Here is a 16,736-nt window from a genome sequence, read left to right as displayed (position 1 = left end):
CGAAAATTACCGTCTCGACCGGTTCTACGTCCAGTCGACAGCTTTAATTCGTCGGATAGTCAAGTAAAGCAAGTTTTAAACCGGCGAGGGAGGTATAACCCCGTAACATGGCGAGCAACAAGATCCTCGGTATCGACCTCGGGACCACGAACTCCGCCTTCGCCGTGATGGAGGGTGGAGACCCCGAGATTATCGTGAACAGCGAAGGTAACCGCACGACTCCCTCCGTCGTGGCGTTTACCGAAGACGGTGAGCGTCTCGTGGGCAAACCGGCCAAGAACCAGGCCATCCAGAACCCCGAGCGCACCATCGCGTCCATCAAGCGACACATGGGCGACGACTACGCGGTCGATATCGACGGGGAGGAGTACACGCCGGAGCAGATCTCCGCGATGATTCTCCAGAAGCTGAAGCGTGACGCCGAGGAGTACCTCGGTGAGGACGTCGAGAAGGCGGTCATCACGGTGCCCGCCTACTTCAGCGACCGTCAGCGTCAGGCGACCAAGGACGCCGGCGAAATCGCCGGCTTCGAGGTCGAACGTATCATCAACGAGCCGACCGCAGCCGCCATGGCGTACGGACTCGACGACGACTCCGACCAGACCATCCTCGTGTACGACCTCGGTGGGGGTACCTTCGACGTCTCCATCCTCGACCTCGGTGGCGGTGTCTACGAGGTCGTCGCCACGAACGGGGACAACGACCTCGGTGGTGACGACTGGGACGAGGCTATCATCGACTGGCTCGCCGAGGAGTTCGAGGACGACCACGGCATCGACCTCCGCGACGACCGCCAGGCGCTCCAGCGCCTCAAGGACGCAGCCGAGGAGGCCAAAATCGAACTCTCCTCGCGTAAGGAGACCGAGATCAACCTCCCGTTCATCACGGCGACCGACGACGGCCCCATCCATCTGGAGAAGAGCCTGACTCGTGCGAAGTTCGAGAACCTGACCCAGGACCTCATCGACCGCACCGTCGCCCCGACCGAGCAGGCACTCGAAGACGCCGACTACGAGATGGACGACATCGACGAGGTGCTGCTCGTCGGTGGCTCCACCCGTATGCCGCAGGTCCTCGACAAGGTCGAGGAGATGATCGGCAGCGAGCCGAAAAAGAACGTCAATCCCGACGAGGCCGTCGCGCTGGGCGCGGCCATCCAGGGTGGCGTGCTGGGCGGCGAGGTCGACGACATCGTCCTCCTCGACGTCACGCCGCTCTCGCTCGGTATCGAGGTCAAGGGTGGCCTGTTCGAGCGTCTCATCGAGAAGAACACGACCATCCCGACCGAGGAGTCGAAGATATTCACGACTGCCGCGGACAACCAGACCTCCGTGCAGGTTCGCGTCTTCCAGGGCGAGCGTGAGATGGCACAGGACAACGAACTGCTCGGGGAGTTCCACCTCACCGGCATCCCGCCGGCACCGGCAGGCACCCCGCAGATCGAGGTCACCTTCAGCATCGACGAGAACGGCATCGTGAACGTGTCCGCCGAGGACAAGGGCTCTGGCAACCGCGAGGACATCACCATCGAAGGCGGTGCCGGCCTCTCGGACGCCGAAGTCAAGCGGATGCAGGAGGAAGCCGAAGAACACGCCGAAGAGGACCGCCAGCGCCGTGAGCGCATCGAGGCGAAGAACTCCGCCGAGGCGACGCTCCAGCGCGCCGAGACCATCCTCGAGGAGAACGAGGAGAACGTCGACGACGACCTGCGCGACGCCATCGAGGCCGAGATGGAGAACGTCGAAGACGTCGTCGCAGACTCCGACTCCTCGAAGGAGGACATCGAGGAGGCCACCAAGGCGCTCTCGAAGGAACTCCAGGAGATCGGCAAGCAGATGTACGACCAGCAGGCCGCCGCGAACGGCGGTGGCATGGGTGGCGGCATGGGCGGTGCCACGCCCGGCGGTGCGGCACCCGGTGACGACGACGAGGAGTTCGTCGACGCCGACTTCGAGGACGTAGACGAGAAAGAAGAGTAATCTCCTTCTCGTCTGCCCACCAGAACGCTCCGCGTTCTGGGGACGTAGACGAGAGCGAGGAGTAACTGCTCGGCCGCCCGCCATCGGTTCGAACACTCGCCGACCGAACCCGTTCTTTTCAAGTGGTTCAATCCTCTATCGACCAGTAACGAATGAGCGAGGACTTCTACGATGCCCTCGGCGTGAGCAGGGACGCGTCCGAGGACGAGATCAAGCAGGCCTACCGAAAGAAGGCCGCCGAGTATCACCCCGACGTCTCCGACGCGGAAGACGCCGAAGAGAAGTTCAAGCAGGTGAAGAAGGCCAAGGAGGTCCTCACCGACGAGGAGAAGCGCCAGGCGTACGACCGGCTCGGCCACGACCGCTTCAAGGAAGCCGAGAAGCGCGGTGGCTTCGACGGCCGCGGCGGCATGGGCGGCGCCGGTGGCTTCGGCGGCGGTGGGGGCGACCCCTTCGGTGGCGCCGGCGGCATGGGCGGCATCAACGACATCTTCGAGCAGTTCTTCGGTGGCGGTGGCCAGCGCGGACAGGGCCAGCGCGACCGGGGGCCGCGACCGGGTCGAGACCTCCGGACGCGGGTCACCCTCGATCTCGAAGACGTGTACAACGGTATCGAGAAACAGGTGACCATCACCCGGCCGGAGCACTGTGACACCTGCGAGGGCCACGGACACCCGCCGGACGCCGACTCCGAGACCTGTTCGAACTGCAACGGCCAGGGTCGCGTGACGCAGGTCCAGCAGACGCCGCTGGGGCGCGTCCAGCAGACACAGACCTGTCGACAGTGCGAGGGCGAAGGTGAGGTGTACGACGAGACGTGTGACGACTGTCGTGGCCGTGGTATCGTCGAGGCTGAGACGACGCTGACCGTCGAGATTCCGGCTGGCGTCAGAGACGGTCAGTCAGTCCGCCTCGGGGGCGAGGGTGCACCAGGTGACCCCGGTGCGCCGAAGGGCGACCTGCTCATCGAGGTGTCGGTCGACCAGCGCGGAGACTTCGAACGCGACGGCGACGACCTGTACTACCGGCTCCCGATCTCGTTCCCGCAGGCGGTGTTCGGTGATACGATCGAGGTCGAGACGTTCGGCGGCACGGTCGAGGTCGACGTCGACGCGGGCACCCAGAGCGGTGAGACGTTCCGCATTCGCGGTGAGGGGATGCCGCGACTCCGACGGAGCGGCCACGGCGACCTCTACGTTCAGGTACAGGTCGTGACGCCCGACGAACTGAACGACGAACAGCGCGAGGCGCTAGAGGCGTTCGCCGAAGCTGGCGGTGAGGAAGTCGAGATCAAGAAGGGCTTCTGGAAGAAGATAAAGAACTCGTTCTAATCGCCGGCTCCGGGCGTCTCTGCGTGTTCCGTCGCCGATTCTGCAGTCTCGTTCGCGTCCGCGGTCTGGGCCGCCTCTGCAGTCCGTTGGGTCGTGGCTGCTCTGTGCCCGGTGGGGTGGCCGTCGTACTTCTCCATGAGTTCGAACACCTTCTGGCGTATCTCGTGTGGGCTGTCGGTGTTGTCGAAGTCGATGTAGCCGATGGAGCGGTTGGTCCCGGCCGCAAGGAACGACACGTCTCCGAAGCCGAGCAGCGCCTGCAGTCGACCACGCCGGAGTTCGACCCCGCGGACCTTCGAGAGGGGGAGTTCGCGCGACTTCTCACTGTACAGCAGGTCGTACTCGCGTCGGACGGAGTCACGCGTGATGACGTACTCGGTCCGGCGGAGGACGAGGAACTGGATGGTGAGACGGACGAGCCCGATGACGGTCAGGAGGACGATGACCCACCCCGCGATACCGCCGTAGCCCTGCTCGCCGAGGGCTTGCTTGTTCGTGAGGAAGTACAGGCCGAGTCCGGTCCCGACGACCGCGAGGACGCCGATGTAGACCAGGACGAGTTTGGTCGTCGGGGTGGCCCGCATGACCATCTTCGACCCGAGTCCGTGTTCGCGTGCCGATGCACCCTTGCTGTGTGTATCTCCTGTCATGTTAGACTGCTCCGTAGGTGTTCGCGAGGATGATTCCGACGACGTACAGCGCCGGAGCGGCACCGACGGCACCGATGACGAGGAGTGCCGTCACTCGCGACGTGCCGTGGTTCAGGCGAGCGCCGAGGTACAACGAGTAGAGGTAGTACAGCAGCGAGAGCACCAACCCGGCGATGACGAGTTGGCCCTCCTGTGTGACGTTCGTGAGGAGTATCTGTTCGGGTCGGCCCTGTGGTAACTCCAGATTCGAGCCGAGCGTGTCGATGAAGAAGTAAAAGAACGCCTTCTGGACGTTGATGACCAGGTCGTCGGCGACCTGGATGGTCGGACTCGTCGAGAGGTGCATCACGAGCGAGAAGATGATTGCCAGATACATACTGGTCGTGTAGACGACGGTATGCATGGTCTGGAGGATACCGCGGGAGCTCAACAGGAGCGCGACCGCGGCGTGGTAGTTGATCAGCGTGATGATGAGTGCGACCGTGATGAACGAACAGTTCTCGATGAGCGCCGTCCAGAACTGCCACAGCGGTGTCGGTTCCGCGAACGCTGCGAACACCGAGTTCGCGAACCACTCGGGTGCCGGTTGACTTTTCTGGACACCGACACCCGCCAGTGTGAGCGGAATCGCGTACAGGAGGAGGTTCGCGATGTACACGACCACCAGGCGATTCGCCTCGACGACGGTCCCGACCCGCGACTGGGTGTACGAACTCGTCCGAGCCTGCACGAAATCCGAGGGCCTGAACACCGCATGGTACAGTTCGCGTACGATACCGATTGTAATCCGTCGTGACATTGGCTCCTATACAGGCCAGTTGCAGAACGACTACTAAACTGTATTGGCCCCGATATGAATGTCCGCGTACCTTCGCTCGCGCGAATCGTTATCTCGCTCCCCGACGTATCAGTCGCATGCAATTCTCGGAAACCCTGCAGGCAACCGTCGAGAACCTGCGCGACAGCGCCCACGTTCGGACGGTGTACGGTGACCCGGTCGAACACGGTGACAGGACTGTCGTCCCCGTCGCCCGCGTGGCGTACGGGTACGGTGGTGGATTCGGCGAGGGCGATGGATCGGACGGAACGGGAAGCGGTGGTGGGTTCGGCGGTGGCGTCGTCACGACCCCGGTCGGTGCACTGGACATCTCGGCGGGAGAAACCCGGTTCGTCAAGTTCGACGAGCGTCGGAACGTGGCCCGCGGGGTGCTCGCTGGGCTCGTCGTAGGGGTCGTGCTCGCAGCGACGATTCTCACCCGGGTCGGCGGGCGAGGACGCAGCGGGGCGGACGACGCGTCCGAATCGGGGACGGACGGCACGTCGGTGGTCCGCGTCGACGTCGACTGAACGGGGTGTTTTTGGCGAGGTGTGCCGAAACGGGAGCATGGAGACTCTCGCCGACGTACTCGCTCGTGACCGGAGGAGCGACGCGCCAGCCCTGTACGCGACCGGGGCTGGCATCCAGCGCTACGACTACCGTCGGTTCCTGACGACCGCGTGGAAGGCCGGCAACTTCATGCACCACCACGGGGTCCGGACGGGGGCGACCGTCGCAGTCGTCACCGAGCCCCGGGCCCAGCCGGTCCTCGCGTTCCTCGGGGCGTCCCTGCTCGGTGCGCAGACTCGGTTCGACCCGCCAGCGACGGTCGACGCGAAGCTTCTGGTCGCACCGACGCCTCGACTCGACGACTTCGACGTGCCAGCCGGAACACAGCGTATCGGCTACGGGGACGACCCCGAGGACCCGGCGTACTGGTACTGGGAGGGTGGCGTCTGGAGCGAGAACCCCACGATGCCACCAGAGCCGTGTCGGCCCGACGACGGCATCCTGTGGACCGAGGACCGAGTGTACACGCACGCCGACCTGCTCGCTGGTGCCAGACAGGCCGTGGACGCCCTCGACCTGACGGGAGACGAGCGTGTCGCGGTCCGAACACCGCTCGCCGACCCGCGGACCGTCGCCGCAGGTGTCCTCGCAGCGTTGCTGGCCGGGTCTGAGATACTGTTCCCCGACGGAGAGACCGTGGGAGATGTGGCGGTCGTAGACGGTGACGCACCCGAGGCCACGGTGTTGTCACTCGCGGACGTGTCGCTGTAAAAGATCGTACTGCACGTCCTACATCGGCAACAGCGTGATGCCGACGATGACGATGACACCGGTGCCGAACAGGACCATGACGCAGTACCCCATGATGTCTCGCACCGAGAGCCCGGAGATTGCCAGCAGCGGAATGGCCCAGAACGGCTGAATCATGTTGGTCCAGGCGTCGCCCCAGGCGGCTGCCATCGAGACCCGAGCGACCGACGTGCCCGAAGCCTGGGCGGCCTTCACCAGCGGTTCGCCCACGACGGCCCACTCGCCACCACCGCTGGGGACGAACATGTTGACGAGCCCGGCAGTGAGGAACGCGATGGCAGGAATCGCGCCCTCGGGTGCCAGGACGACCATCCCCTCGGCGATCTGCGTCGCCAGCGAGACCGAGCCTTCGGGGGCGAACGCCATGATACCCATGATGCCGGCGTAGAACGGGAACTGGAGGATGATGCCCCAGACGTTCTCGACCGCCTCTTTCATCGCGTCGATGTAGGCGGCGGGCGTCCCGTGGAGGCCCAGACCGAGGAACAGGAACGTGAAGTTCACGATGTTCAGGTCGAGGTTGTTCCACGGCATCGTCCCGTTTCGGATGCCGTTCGCGAAGTAGAACACGACAGCGAGGATTCCGACGAAGCTGACCGCCCAGGCGATGGCGTTCGAGTGCTCGATGCGTTCTGCGGGCGAGTCGTACCCGGCGGTCGCGTGCGGGGTCGCCGTGCCCGCTTCGCCACCGTCGGTGACGGCCTGGTCGTCCTCGAAGGTATCCGGGTCGATTGGTGTCTTCTTGTCGTCGTCCTCGGGGTACATCAGCCAGAACAGCGTCGGCAAGAACACGAGGCCGACGACGACGAACAGGACGAGGTTCGCGACGGTGAAGATGGTCTCGCCGGTCCCGATGGTGGACTGGAGTGTCCCCGACGCGAGCAGGAAGTTCCCACTGTCCGCCCCCGAGTTCAGGAGCAGCGGAATCGACCCGGCCAGTCCTCCGTGCCAGACCACGAAGCCGGAGTAGGCACCGGCGACGATTATCGGGAAGTCGATGGTCCGGATCTGCTTCGCCACCTTCCGGGCCAGCAGGGCACCGACGACCAGACCGAGTCCCCAGTGGACGAACGAGGCGATGGCCGCGACGAGCGGGACCATCGCGGCCGCACCACGTTCGGACGAGGGAATCGCAGCGACCCGCGACAGGATACCGTCGACGAGGTCCGTCTGGGCCAGTGCGTACCCGGTCATCAGGATGAGCGTCATCTGCATCGCGAACCCGATGAGCGCCCAGAATCCACCGTACCAGCCGACCCTGAGCAGGTCGACGCCGTGGTCGAGGTAGCCGCCAGCTGGTTCGACGAAGACGAACGCGAGACCGTACGCGACGAACGTGAGCAAGATAGCGAACAGGAAGGCGTCGGGCAGATACCGTTCGACCAGCCGCGAGCTTCCCTCGGCCATCCGTCTGACTACATTTGACATGGCTCGACGGGTACAATTCGAGGGGCAATATTAACAGTATTTATTGATAAAGGGTATATCAGCACTGTAAGAATTTTGTGGCCGTTCACGCTCGACAGAACTCGAACCGTGCGCCCCCGCCCTCGGGGTTCTCCGTGACGGCGACCGACCAGCCGTGTGCTTGCGCGATTCGCTTGACGATTGCGAGGCCGAAGCCCGTTCCGGACTCGGAGGTGGTGTAGCCCGCGTCGAAGACGTGCTCGCGGTCGTCCTCGGGGATGCCGGGGCCGTCGTCGGCGACGAAGAACCCCCCGCCCTGGAGATTGCCGACGACGACGTGTGTCGACGGCCCGCCGTGGTCGAGCGCGTTCCGGAACAGGTTCTCGAACAGCGTGCGAAGCCGTGCCGGGTCCGCAGTGACCACGCCCGTCGCCGTCACCTCGATGGTACCGTCACGCGTGTGGGTCGTCTCCCAGGCTTCCCGTGCGGTCTGGGCGATGTCGACCGATTCGAGGTTCTTCACTTCCCCACCGTCCCGGGAGAGCGTCAATACGTCTTCGATGATCGCTCGCATTCGGTCGTGTGCCCGGCCGACCGCGTCGAAGTACTCCTGGTCTCCGGTCTCGCGTGCGAGGTGTGTGTTGAGGTCTGCCACGGTGAGTGGATTCCTGAGGTCGTGGCTCACGACCGCAGCGAACTCGTCGAGGCGTTCGTTGGCGCGTTCCAGTTCGCGTGTTCGTTGTTCGATTCGGTCCTCGTAGATGCCAAAGAGGAGACCGCCGCCCCCACCGATGATGGTCGCAAAGAGGACGTCGATGAGGATGAGCTGGCCGAGGAACGAGGTGTCGAGGCTGACGACGTTCTCGAAGAGAAACTCGAGCAGGCCGGGGCCGAGGAACGTGAGCGCGAGGAGCAAGATGACGCCGACCGTTCCGAAGCCGGCGACCGCCGAGCCGAACAGGACCCACCGTGTTAGACTCCAGACCCGGTCCGGTTCCGAGTGGCGTTTCCTGACGTGGTATCCCGTGCGGACGATCCAGAGACCGACGAACGACGGAAGCAGTGCGACGAGCGCGTCGAAGATAGTCGCGTCCTGCCCGAGGGCGTAGCTACCGACAGAGAGCAGAATCGCGACAGCGCCGACGATGGTGAGCGACCACAGCTTCACCTGCTCGACCAGTGACCCCGCCTCGACTGACGTTCCGTCCACGTAACCTCTACGGGGCGAGAGCGTTATAACGTGGCGCGTGAAGGTGTCAGCGCGCCTCTTCGAGGTTCTCGAGCGCCTCGGGGTTCTCGATGCTGGACATGTCGCCCAGCTTCTCTCCCTTGTAGGTCGCACCGATGGCCCGGCGGATTATCTTCCCGGACTGAGTCTTCGGGAACTCGTCGACGAACAGCACTTCGCGGGGGCGGAACGGCTTGCCGAGTTCCTCGCCGACCTGTGCGCGGAGTTCGTCCCTGAGGGCGTCGGTCTCCTCGACGCCGTCTTCGAGGATGACGTAGGCGATGACGGCGGTTCCCGTCGTGTCGTCGGGGGCACCGACTGCGGCGGCCTGGTTGACTGCCGGGTGGTCGATGAGCGCCCCTTCGACCTCGGCGGGCCCGACCTTCCGGCCTGCCACGTTGAGCGCGTCGTCGGCGCGGCCGTGGAGGAACCAGAAGCCGTCTTCGTCCTTCTGGGCCCAGTCGCCGTGGTCCCACATCGGCGGGTCCTCGAACGAGGACCAGTACTCCTCGAGGTAGCGCTCGTCGCCTGACCAGAGGCTCTTGGTCATGCTCGGACAGGAGTCACGCGCCACGAGGAAGCCGCGCTCGTGGGTGTCCGCGATGGACTCGCCCGCGGAGTTCACGATGTCGATGTTCATGCCCAGCCCCGGCCCGCCGAGGGTACAGGGCTTGAGGTCGTTGATGGGCATCGGCATGAGGAAGCAGCCACAGATTTCGGTGCCGCCGGAGATGTTGATGATGGGTGCTTCGCCGCGGCCGACCTCGTCGATGAACCACTGCCAGGACTCGGGGTCCCACGGTTCACCGGTAGAGCCGAGGATGCGCAGGCTGGAGAGGTCGTGGCCCTCCAGCCACTCGTCACCGTGCTTGCGCAGGGCGCGAATCGCGGTCGGGGAGATGCCGAACTGGGTCAGCTTGTGGCGGTCGACCATCTCCCAGAACCGGTCGGGCTCGGGGTGGTCCGGCGCGCCCTCGTACATGAACATCGTGTTGCCGAAGCTGTGGTTCCCGATGAGCGTCCACGGGCCCATCATCCAGCCGATGTCCGAGACCCAGAAGAACCGGTCGGCGGGCTTCAGGTCGAAGCCGAAGTAGAGTTCCTTCGCACACTGCAGCTGGACGCCAGCGTGGGTGTGGACGATGCCCTTCGGCTTGCCGGTCGTCCCCGAGGAGTACAGCAGCATGGACTCCTGGCTGGCGTCGAGTTCTTTCGTCTCGTAGTCGTCGTCCTGTGTCTCGACCGCCTCCTCCCACGTCTCGTCACGGTCGTCGTCCCACGGAAGTTCCTCGCCGGGTTCGTGACCCAGACGCTGGAAGGTGACGGTGTGTTCGACGTGGCCGGCCTCCTCGATGGCCTCGTCTGCTGCACCCTTCAGGGTAATCTCGCCACCGCGGCGGTAGAAGCCGTCGCCGGTGAACAGCACCGAACACTCCGAATCCGCGATGCGGGTCGCCGTCGCGTCGACGCCGAAGCCCGAGAAGATGGGCACCGCGATGGCCCCGACCTTGAAACAGCCATAGAGGATGGAGATGACCTCGGGCACCATCGGCATGTACAGGCCGACGGTGTCACCGGTCTCGATGCCCGCCGATTCGAGGTAGTTCGCGACCTTGTTCGCCTGCCGGTGGAGTTCGTGGTACGTGACCTCGCGCACGTCGCCCGGTTCACCCTCCCAGATGCAGGCGACCTGGTTGCGTGTCGGCTCGTCGACCTCGGCCCAGCGGTCGAGCGTGTTGTGTGCAATGTTGATCTTGCCGCCGGGGTACCAGTCGGTGAACTGTGGGCCGTCGCTATCGTCACGCACCGAATCGTAGTCCTCGTAGAACTCGATGTCGAGGTAGTCGACCAGTTCGTCCCAGAACCAGTCGACCCCGCTCTCGTCGACCCCGTCGACCTCCTGCGTGGTTCGTTCGATGAGTTCGTCGTAGTCCGCGATGTCGTACTCCTGCATGAACGCCCAGACGTTCGTCGACTCGACGAACTCCTGAGACGGTTCGAACGCCACCTCGGATACGTCTTCCAGGGATTCCATCTCGTCCGGAGAAACTCGCGGGGGTGACAAAGAAATTGCCCTCTTCTTTCGTGATGCTTTCGCGGCCGGGTCGTGACCCTTACCCCGCTGGCGGGCCACCACCTCACCATGCCCGAACTTTCGCTCCCCGACGAGACGCGTGTCGGCGAGCCCTTGCCGATTCGACTCTCCGGCGGCCCCACCATGGACGAGGTGTCGGTCCGACTGACCGTCACCGACGACGCCGGCCGCGAACTGAACGCACAGACCGTCTACCGGACGACCACCGACGGCGAACTCGACACGACGAAAGCGAACGTGGTGCGGGGGGCGGACATCGGCGACCGGCTGCCACTCTCGCAGGTCCGGCCCGAGGAGGAGTACCAGTTCCCCTATGCCATCTTCGACGAGTCCGACCAGGTCTCTATCGCGGTCTCGGCGAAGGTCGACGACGAGCTGTACCGCGGCGACACGACCCGGACGCTGGTCGATTCAGGCGTGACGACGGAATCGGTCGATATCGGCGAGGGTGTCGACGCCGAGTTGTTCCTGCCACCGGGCGACGGCCCGCATCCGGGTGCCGTCTTCCTGCACGGTGCCAGCGGGGTCGAGAGCCGGCGGCGAATCGAACTGCTGGCGACCGCCGGGGTCGCGATGCTGGTCCCGGACTATCTCGGGTCGGTTCCAGAACGCGAACTGGTCGAGGTTCCGCTCTCGACCATCGAGGAGGCGGTCGACCTGCTGGCCAACCGTGACGACAGCCGGACCCCCGTCTCGCTCGTCGGTTCCTCGCGCGGGTCCGAGGCCGCGGCGCTCGTCGGGGCCAGCCACGATGCCGTCGACACGGTCGTCGGCTACGCACCCTCGGCCTACGCCTTCCCGGGACTCGTCGACGACGACGAAGGCGAGCCACGTAGCGCGTGGACCCGCGACGGCGAACCCGTCGCGTTCGTGCCGGTCCCCGACGACCTCCCGGACGCAGACGACGCCGACAGCTCGTCGTTTACCCGATTCCAGCACGCGCTCGTCGAGGCGACCAGCGACGACCTCGACGCGGCTGCCCTCCCCTGGGGCGAGGTCGACACCGTCACCGTCATCTCTGGCGGTCACGACACCGTCTGGCCCGCAACTGCCTTCTGCGAGCGCATCGCGATGTGGCGCAAACGAGCCGACCGCGAGACGACCCACGTCGACCACCCCGATGCGGGTCACGGCGTCCTCGAACCGTATCGTGACTACCGCGAGCGAGTCGCTGGCCTGGGCGGCTCGGCACTGGGTGACGCCGAGGCAGGTATCGACGCCTGGCCGGCCGTCCTCGACGCGCTTCGAGTCGACCGCTGACGGTGAATCCCCAACCCGGTACCGTTTTGGGGACAAATCCTATGCCCTTCGGGAAGCTACCAACTACCATGTACGTCCGGGACGCGAAAAACAGAGACGAAGTCTGGTTGCTCGACCGCATCGAGGAGATGGGGCTCGACGACACAGCGTTCCGGTCCCGCGATTACGTCATCGCCGTGGACGAGGACTCCGGGTCGAAGGCGGGCTTCGGCCGCATCCGCCTCCACGCGACCGACGAGGGCGACCGGAAACAGAGCGGCCGCCGCGAGGTGGAGGTCGCCGAGGACATCTGCGAACTGACCAGCATCGGCGTCCTCGACGGCTGGAAAGAGCAGGGCGTCGGTGCCCACGTCGTCGAGCGGCTCATCGAGTACGCCCGTGACAAGGGCTTCGAGACCGTGTACTCGCTGACCGACGAAGGCGGCTATCTCGCGCAGTTCGGCTTCACCGCCATCGGCGAGGACGAACTGCCGCCGGTGTTGCGAGCGCGCCTCGCCGAGAAGCGCGAGGAGACCGCACCGAAGGCTCGACCGATGAAGTTACGAGTGAGCCAGTTCCGGATGCCGGACCGGCTCCGCGAACGGTTCAAGCAGGCGTCGAAGGCCGAGGTCGTCCCCGACGAGGTCTCGCCGGAGGACTTCGGCATCGACAGCGAGACGGCGACCTACAAGTACGACACCGGAAGTTAACGACGGTCGCAGACAGAGGGGACCGGAGAATCAGGCGTCTTCGACCGCAGTCGTTCGCTCGTCGTCTTCCTCGTAGTCGTAGTGCTCGTTATCGTTGATGAACCCGTACTTGAAGGCGATCCAGCCGAGGAAGCTGATGGCGAGAATCGGCGGCAGTATCATGAACCCCCAGAGCGGGTCGAGTCCCCAGCCGAGCAGGAGGACCACGTCCGCGAGGCCGAGCAACAGGAACGGGAGGATGAACAGGAACGCCTGCTTGCGCGAGACCTCGTCGTCGTCGGGGATGGGTGCGCCAGCCTGTCCCGACTCGGTCCCCTCGTCCTCGTCCGGCAATGGCGCGTCCATGCACGAAAGTGGGGTTCGGACGTGCAAAAAGCGTGCGATACCGGTTTAGGATTCGACGACGAAACTACTTGTATGGACGCACAGACTGGCGAGACCGATACGAAGCGCATGTGGCTGGTCGAACGGACGTATTCTGACGACGAACAGAATATCGTCATCCTCGTCTACGCTACCGAGGACGGCCGGTTCTACCACCGGCGCGAGCGGGCCCTGACGAGCTTCACGGGAGACCATCGCGTGACCAGAGCGGCACTCGACGTGCCCGCAGACAGCTACGGACCGGTCGACGACTCCGAAGAGCGCGACCAGTACGCGACCGAAGCCCAGCGGATGGCGACTGCGCACGACCCCGACGACGAGGTCTGAACGCCATCTATGAACTTCCGGGGCTGTCACGGACGTTCGTGAACAGTTAAGGCCGGGGTGGCCCTCGGTTTTCGTATGTTCGACGAGGACGACCTCGACGCGATACGCTCCGGGAAATCGGAGTGGGAGACCGAGTCGGTCGAGCCGGTGGTCGACCGCTTCGGCGAGCGCAAAGAGGAGTTCACGACAGACACGGGGGGCCAGGAAGTCGAGCGCCTGTACACGCCGGCCGACGTGGCCGACCTCGACTACCAGGACGACCTCGGCTTCCCGGGACAGGACCCGTACACCCGCGGCGTCTACTCCACGGGCTACCGCGGTCGCCTGTGGACGATGCGCCAGTACGCCGGGTTCGGGACGCCCGAGGAGACCAACGAGCGGTTCCACTACCTGCTCGACCAGGGCCAGACCGGGCTCTCGATGGCGTTCGACCTGCCCACCCAGATGGGCTACGCCTCCGACAACGCCATGTCCGCGGGCGAGGTCGGGAAGTCAGGTGTCGCCATCGACACGCTGGAGGACATGGAGACGGTGTTCGACGAGATTCCGCTCGACGAGGTCTCCACGTCGATGACCATCAACGCGCCCGCCTCCGTCCTGCTCGCGATGTACATCGCGGTCGGTGACAAGCAGGGCGTCGACCGCGAGGAGTTGCGCGGGACCATCCAGAACGACGTGCTCAAGGAGTACATCGCCCGGAACACGTACATCTACCCCCCGGAGCCGTCGATGCGGGTCATCACGGACATCTTCGAGTTCTGTGCCGACGAGACGCCGAAGTTCAACACCATCTCGATTTCGGGCTACCACATCCGCGAGGCCGGCTCCACGGCCGCCCAGGAACTCGCGTTCACCCTCGGCGACGGCATCGAGTACGTGGAGGCCGCCCTCGACGCCGGCCTGGACGTTGACGACTTCGCCCCCCAGCTCTCGTTCTTCTTCAACGCGCACAACAACATCCTTGAGGAGGTCGCCAAGTTCCGCGCCGCCCGGCGCATGTGGGCCAAAATCATGGAGGAGCGCTTCGGCGCGGAGAACCCCAAATCGAAACAGCTCAAGTTCCACACCCAGACCGCCGGCTCGACCCTGACCGCCCAGCAGATAGAGAACAACGTCGTCCGCGTCGCCTACCAGGCACTCGCTGCGGTCCTCGGCGGCACCCAGTCACTGCACACCAACGGGAAGGACGAAGCGCTCGCCCTCCCGACCGAGCAGTCCGTGCGGACCGCCCTTCGCACCCAGCAGATTCTCGCCCACGAGTCGGGCGCGGCCGACACCATCGACCCGCTCGCCGGCAGCTACTACGTGGAGGCCCTCACCGACCAGCTGGAGGAGGAAGCGTTCGACATCCTCGACACCGTCGACGAGAAAGGCGGGATGCTCCCGGCCGTCCAGAACCAGTGGGTCCAGCGCCAGATTCAGGACACCGCGTTCGACCGCCAGCAGGAGATAGAGTCGGGCGAGCGCGTCATCGTCGGCGTCAACGAGTTCGAGGTCGACGAGGAACCCGAGATGGACATCCAGGAGGTCACCGAGGAGGACGAACAGCGTCAGATTCGCCGCCTCGAAGACGTTCGCGAGGCTCGCGACGACGAGGAACTGGACGCGAAGCTGGAGGCGCTCCGCGAGGCCTGCGAGGGCGAGGAGAACGTCATGCCGTACATCGTCGACGCCGTGAAGGCCTACGCGACGGTCGGGGAGGTCTGTGACGTGATGCGGGACGTGTTCGGGGAGTACCACCCCGGCGGCACGGTCTGAGGGCGTCTCTTCTCCGTTTTCAGAACGCGTCCAGCAGCGCGTCCACGTCGTCTCGCGTGTTGAACACGTGCAACGACGCCCGGACGACGTTCGCGGTCGGGATAGAGCGAATCTTGATGCCCTGCACCGCGGCCTGCTCGACCACGGCTTCCGGGTCGGGGTCCGAGAACGACACCAGCCCCGAGTGGTACTCGCGGGGCGAGACGAGCCGGTCCTCGCCGAGTTCCTCCTTGAAATAGTCCGTGAGGTCGGCGATGTGGTCCTCGATGGTGGCCATGCCGATGTCCTCCATCATCTCGATGGCCTCCTGCAGGCCGGCGTAGGGGGCCGGTGCGACGGTCCCGAACTCGAAGCGCTTCGCGCCCGGCGCGTACTCGTAGGGGTCGGCGTATGGGTCTTCGAGGTTCCGGTAGCCCAGCTGGGCCGGTTCCAGGGTCTCCGCGAAGTCCGCCTCGACGTAGAGGTAGCCCGCGCCCCACGGCCCGAGCAGCCACTTGTGGGCCGAGCCGGCGACCGCGTCGGCCCCCCACTCGTGGATGTCGAAGTCGTGCTGGCCGGTCGACTGGACCGCATCCACGAGGACGCGAGCGCCAGCGTCGTGGGCGATATCTGTGAGTTCGCGCACCGGCGCGAGGGTACCAGAAGTCCAGCAGATAGAGGAGAAGGTGGCGAGGGTCGCACCGGAGACGGCGTCGGCCCAGTCGTCGGGGTCGATGCGGCCGTCGTCGGTCTCGACCACGCGGACCTCGACGCCGTACTCGTCACGGAGCCGTCGCCAGGGGAGGATGCCCGCGGCGTGTTCGGCGTCGGTCCGGACGACAACGTCGTCCGAGTCCCAGTCCATGGCGAGGGGGAGGCGGCTGATGCCGTCGGTCGTGCTCCCCGTGAGAGCGATTTCTACAGGACGTGCGCCGACGTGGCCGGCGACTGTCTCGCGCACGTCGTCGAACAGGTCGAACGCGGGCATGTACATCCCCTCGCCCGCCGGTGATTCGAACTCGTGGAACTCGTACCACGACTCGACGGTGTCGGTGACGCGGCGCGGGCTCGGGCCGCTCGCGCCGGTGTTCAGGTAGACGGTACGGTCCAGAACTGGCATGTCGTCGCGGAGGTCGGCGGGGTGCATGTGGTGGAGTGTGTGTCGTGGGTAGGAGTGTGTTTCTGCTCGTGGAATCCGGAAAACAGGACGTGCTGAGGGGTTGCGGCGTCGTCACCGCAGCCGGCTCACTTTGCGCGCCGGAGGGTTCGCATTCCGACCAGCGAGTAGGCCGGGCAGGACTGCGTGTAGCCAGTGACGAGCATGACGATGCCGACCACGGCCAGCAGGAGCGGGATGCCGACCGTGGCGGTGGTCCCGCTACCGACGCTGAAGACGCCGGCACCGACGACGATGGCTGCGACGAGGAGTACTACGCCCAGTGCGAGGCGGACGAGCCGATCTGTGGAGCCGACGTTTCGTTCCATAGGAGTAGTATTGTCCGCTAAACTCAT

Annotated in this window: 16 protein-coding genes; 8 read left to right on the top strand and 8 right to left on the bottom strand. The window is 65.1% G+C overall.

The genetic code is table 11. The annotated features are described in order from the left end of the window. Positions 1–107: 107 nt before the first annotated feature. Together dnaK and dnaJ are read left to right on the top strand one after the other, a co-directional pair. On the top strand, positions 108–1,979 hold the full coding sequence (gene dnaK / locus ACSC1R_RS10690; RefSeq protein WP_439025735.1) for a molecular chaperone DnaK: 1,872 nt from the start codon (positions 108–110) through the stop codon (positions 1,977–1,979). A gap of 152 nt (positions 1,980–2,131) precedes the next feature. Then, positions 2,132–3,310 (top strand): molecular chaperone DnaJ, encoded by a 1,179-nt coding sequence (dnaJ, locus tag ACSC1R_RS10685; protein WP_439025734.1) that lies wholly within the window; start codon positions 2,132–2,134, stop codon positions 3,308–3,310. Here dnaJ and ACSC1R_RS10680 read toward each other — a convergent pair. Beyond that, positions 3,307–3,960: a PH domain-containing protein gene (locus tag ACSC1R_RS10680; protein ID WP_439025733.1), complete on the bottom strand. Its 654-nt coding sequence runs from the start codon at positions 3,958–3,960 to the stop codon at positions 3,307–3,309. The two genes, dnaJ and ACSC1R_RS10680, sit on opposite strands and share 4 nt — an antisense overlap. A gap of 1 nt (position 3,961) precedes the next feature. Then, on the bottom strand, positions 3,962–4,759 hold the full coding sequence (locus ACSC1R_RS10675) for a hypothetical protein (protein WP_439025732.1): 798 nt from the start codon (positions 4,757–4,759) through the stop codon (positions 3,962–3,964). 116 nt (positions 4,760–4,875) lie between these two features. Here ACSC1R_RS10675 and ACSC1R_RS10670 point away from each other — a divergent pair, with 116 nt between their 5' ends. Together ACSC1R_RS10670 and ACSC1R_RS10665 are read left to right on the top strand one after the other, a co-directional pair. Further along, on the top strand, positions 4,876–5,307 hold the full coding sequence (locus tag ACSC1R_RS10670) for a GerW family sporulation protein (RefSeq protein WP_439025731.1): 432 nt from the start codon (positions 4,876–4,878) through the stop codon (positions 5,305–5,307). 37 nt (positions 5,308–5,344) lie between these two features. Beyond that, positions 5,345–6,058 (top strand): hypothetical protein, encoded by a 714-nt coding sequence (locus tag ACSC1R_RS10665; protein ID WP_439025730.1) that lies wholly within the window; start codon positions 5,345–5,347, stop codon positions 6,056–6,058. A gap of 18 nt (positions 6,059–6,076) precedes the next feature. On the opposite strand, the gene ACSC1R_RS10660 is transcribed toward ACSC1R_RS10665, so the two are convergent. The 3 genes from ACSC1R_RS10660 to ACSC1R_RS10650 all read right to left on the bottom strand — a co-directional run bounded on the left by ACSC1R_RS10660 (position 6,077) and on the right by ACSC1R_RS10650 (position 10,767). Then, positions 6,077–7,525: a short-chain fatty acid transporter gene (locus ACSC1R_RS10660; RefSeq protein WP_439025729.1), complete on the bottom strand. Its 1,449-nt coding sequence runs from the start codon at positions 7,523–7,525 to the stop codon at positions 6,077–6,079. 85 nt (positions 7,526–7,610) lie between these two features. Further along, positions 7,611–8,714, bottom strand: coding sequence for a sensor histidine kinase (locus ACSC1R_RS10655; protein ID WP_439025728.1), 1,104 nt, complete (start codon positions 8,712–8,714; stop codon positions 7,611–7,613). 46 nt (positions 8,715–8,760) lie between these two features. Then, complete coding sequence (locus ACSC1R_RS10650) at positions 8,761–10,767, bottom strand: AMP-binding protein (RefSeq protein ID WP_439025727.1); 2,007 nt, start codon at positions 10,765–10,767, stop codon at positions 8,761–8,763. Positions 10,768–10,875: 108 nt separating this feature from the next. On the opposite strand from ACSC1R_RS10650, the gene ACSC1R_RS10645 reads away from it, so the two are divergent. Next, positions 10,876–12,087 (top strand): acyl-CoA thioester hydrolase/BAAT C-terminal domain-containing protein, encoded by a 1,212-nt coding sequence (locus ACSC1R_RS10645; RefSeq protein WP_439025726.1) that lies wholly within the window; start codon positions 10,876–10,878, stop codon positions 12,085–12,087. Between the two features lie 68 nt (positions 12,088–12,155). Beyond that, the gene (locus tag ACSC1R_RS10640; protein ID WP_439025725.1) at positions 12,156–12,776 is read left to right on the top strand and encodes a GNAT family N-acetyltransferase; all 621 of its coding nucleotides are present in this window, start codon (positions 12,156–12,158) and stop codon (positions 12,774–12,776) included. A 30-nt stretch (positions 12,777–12,806) separates the two neighbouring features. Here ACSC1R_RS10640 and ACSC1R_RS10635 read toward each other — a convergent pair whose 3' ends face one another. Further along, complete coding sequence (locus tag ACSC1R_RS10635; RefSeq protein WP_439025724.1) at positions 12,807–13,121, bottom strand: hypothetical protein; 315 nt, start codon at positions 13,119–13,121, stop codon at positions 12,807–12,809. 72 nt (positions 13,122–13,193) lie between these two features. Between ACSC1R_RS10635 and ACSC1R_RS10630 the strand changes: the two genes are divergently transcribed. Both ACSC1R_RS10630 and ACSC1R_RS10625 read left to right on the top strand, forming a co-directional pair. Continuing rightward, complete coding sequence (locus tag ACSC1R_RS10630; RefSeq protein WP_439025723.1) at positions 13,194–13,487, top strand: hypothetical protein; 294 nt, start codon at positions 13,194–13,196, stop codon at positions 13,485–13,487. A 75-nt stretch (positions 13,488–13,562) separates the two neighbouring features. After that, entirely contained in the window at positions 13,563–15,245 is a 1,683-nt protein-coding gene (locus tag ACSC1R_RS10625; RefSeq protein WP_439025722.1) for an acyl-CoA mutase large subunit family protein, read from the top strand. Positions 15,246–15,264: 19 nt separating this feature from the next. On the opposite strand, the gene ACSC1R_RS10620 is transcribed toward ACSC1R_RS10625, so the two are convergent. Both ACSC1R_RS10620 and ACSC1R_RS10615 read right to left on the bottom strand, forming a co-directional pair. Beyond that, positions 15,265–16,371 (bottom strand): aminotransferase class V-fold PLP-dependent enzyme, encoded by a 1,107-nt coding sequence (locus ACSC1R_RS10620; RefSeq protein ID WP_439025721.1) that lies wholly within the window; start codon positions 16,369–16,371, stop codon positions 15,265–15,267. A 98-nt stretch (positions 16,372–16,469) separates the two neighbouring features. Next, on the bottom strand, positions 16,470–16,709 hold the full coding sequence (locus tag ACSC1R_RS10615) for a YgaP family membrane protein (protein ID WP_439025720.1): 240 nt from the start codon (positions 16,707–16,709) through the stop codon (positions 16,470–16,472). Positions 16,710–16,736 lie beyond the last annotated feature (27 nt).

Origin of the sequence: Haloarchaeobius ordinarius (assembly GCF_051801355.1) — an archaeon.
Classification (GTDB): domain Archaea; phylum Halobacteriota; class Halobacteria; order Halobacteriales; family Natrialbaceae; genus Haloarchaeobius.
Note: the sequence above shows the minus strand (reverse complement) of the source record. Positions and strands in the feature narration are given on the sequence as shown.

What these genes read in the sequence shown, in the direction of transcription:
- dnaK (WP_439025735.1), top strand. Translation starts at nt 108, where the DNA reads ATGGCGAGCAACAAGATCCTCGGTATCGACCTCGGGACCACGAACTCC.
- dnaJ (WP_439025734.1), top strand. Translation starts at nt 2,132, where the DNA reads ATGAGCGAGGACTTCTACGATGCCCTCGGCGTGAGCAGGGACGCGTCC.
- ACSC1R_RS10680 (WP_439025733.1), bottom strand. Translation starts at nt 3,960, where the DNA reads ATGACAGGAGATACACACAGCAAGGGTGCATCGGCACGCGAACACGGA.
- ACSC1R_RS10675 (WP_439025732.1), bottom strand. Translation starts at nt 4,759, where the DNA reads ATGTCACGACGGATTACAATCGGTATCGTACGCGAACTGTACCATGCG.
- ACSC1R_RS10670 (WP_439025731.1), top strand. Translation starts at nt 4,876, where the DNA reads ATGCAATTCTCGGAAACCCTGCAGGCAACCGTCGAGAACCTGCGCGAC.
- ACSC1R_RS10665 (WP_439025730.1), top strand. Translation starts at nt 5,345, where the DNA reads ATGGAGACTCTCGCCGACGTACTCGCTCGTGACCGGAGGAGCGACGCG.
- ACSC1R_RS10660 (WP_439025729.1), bottom strand. Translation starts at nt 7,525, where the DNA reads ATGTCAAATGTAGTCAGACGGATGGCCGAGGGAAGCTCGCGGCTGGTC.
- ACSC1R_RS10650 (WP_439025727.1), bottom strand. Translation starts at nt 10,767, where the DNA reads ATGGAATCCCTGGAAGACGTATCCGAGGTGGCGTTCGAACCGTCTCAG.
- ACSC1R_RS10645 (WP_439025726.1), top strand. Translation starts at nt 10,876, where the DNA reads ATGCCCGAACTTTCGCTCCCCGACGAGACGCGTGTCGGCGAGCCCTTG.
- ACSC1R_RS10640 (WP_439025725.1), top strand. Translation starts at nt 12,156, where the DNA reads ATGTACGTCCGGGACGCGAAAAACAGAGACGAAGTCTGGTTGCTCGAC.
- ACSC1R_RS10635 (WP_439025724.1), bottom strand. Translation starts at nt 13,121, where the DNA reads ATGGACGCGCCATTGCCGGACGAGGACGAGGGGACCGAGTCGGGACAG.
- ACSC1R_RS10630 (WP_439025723.1), top strand. Translation starts at nt 13,194, where the DNA reads ATGGACGCACAGACTGGCGAGACCGATACGAAGCGCATGTGGCTGGTC.
- ACSC1R_RS10625 (WP_439025722.1), top strand. Translation starts at nt 13,563, where the DNA reads ATGTTCGACGAGGACGACCTCGACGCGATACGCTCCGGGAAATCGGAG.
- ACSC1R_RS10620 (WP_439025721.1), bottom strand. Translation starts at nt 16,371, where the DNA reads ATGCACCCCGCCGACCTCCGCGACGACATGCCAGTTCTGGACCGTACC.
- ACSC1R_RS10615 (WP_439025720.1), bottom strand. Translation starts at nt 16,709, where the DNA reads ATGGAACGAAACGTCGGCTCCACAGATCGGCTCGTCCGCCTCGCACTG.